Here is a 957-nt window from a genome sequence, read left to right as displayed (position 1 = left end):
CACCCTACAATTAACATCACTGCTAATGTGCAGACTAACCCATTTTTCATTTTTGTTTCCCTAGTATTTCAAATAGATACCAGAGAATACGGATAAATTAACTCACTGAATAATAAAGAGTTTGCATAGGGGCATAACAAACAAAAATAGAAAGTTAGATGTTCTTACCCTCCGCCTTTTCTGTGTTTCAAAAAAGGGGGAAAATATCAATTAAGGGGGAGATTTGAACGGGGTGACTAGCTTATTCACAGTAGTTAGCCTCAGCTTTCAGAGAGGAACTTACTGAGCCATCTAACAAGTGATTATAAGCCAAGTAGACAATGGAACGAGCTTTAGTATTGTAAGTGAGCGCATCGATAGTTCTCCCAGTATTGGTTCTATCTCTTACTGGTATACCAATAAACTTCTTACAAGCAATGACCTTCCCATATTTATTAGCGATTGCTAGTGCCTTCTTTATATTGGTTTCAGTCTTTGCACTCCAGTCGTGATAGAGACTTTCTTGTGCTTGCCGAGCCTCTTGTTTTAAGGCTTTTCGGACAGGCTCGGGCACTTCTAACGCATCAATAAACGCCTCAATGTCATCGCGGATACCATCTTTGTTTGCATCAGTACCAGTAAGAGAGTCACTGCGGTCAAGCATGGGTTCAAAACGCTCATAAAGCAGCCTAAGTTGAGCATCAATTGTCTCTTGTGCCTTTAATTCCGCGACTAGCTCAGGTGTTTTCTCTATGTGTGATATGACACTCGGTTGTTCCACTACAGCAGCGTTTGGCTCATTCGATTCTTTGCACCCTACAATTAACATCACTGCTAATGTGCAGACTAACCCATTTTTCATTTTTGTTTCCCTAGTATTTCAAATAGATACCAGAGAATACGGATAAATTAACTCACTGAATAATAAAGAGTTTGCATAGGGGCATAACAAACAAAAATAGAAAGTTAGATGTTCTT

General features: G+C 39.3%; 1 protein-coding gene. It reads right to left on the bottom strand.

Translation table 11 applies throughout. The features are described 5' to 3' along the window. Positions 1–241 precede the first annotated feature (241 nt). The gene (locus tag CWO08_RS23815; RefSeq protein WP_102479246.1) at positions 242–841 is read right to left on the bottom strand and encodes a chromosome partitioning protein ParA; all 600 of its coding nucleotides are present in this window, start codon (positions 839–841) and stop codon (positions 242–244) included. Positions 842–957 lie beyond the last annotated feature (116 nt).

This window comes from Vibrio sp. 10N.286.48.B8 (assembly GCF_003050085.1).
Taxonomy (GTDB): domain Bacteria; phylum Pseudomonadota; class Gammaproteobacteria; order Enterobacterales; family Vibrionaceae; genus Vibrio; species Vibrio crassostreae.
This window is presented reverse-complemented; position numbering and strand designations above follow the sequence as displayed.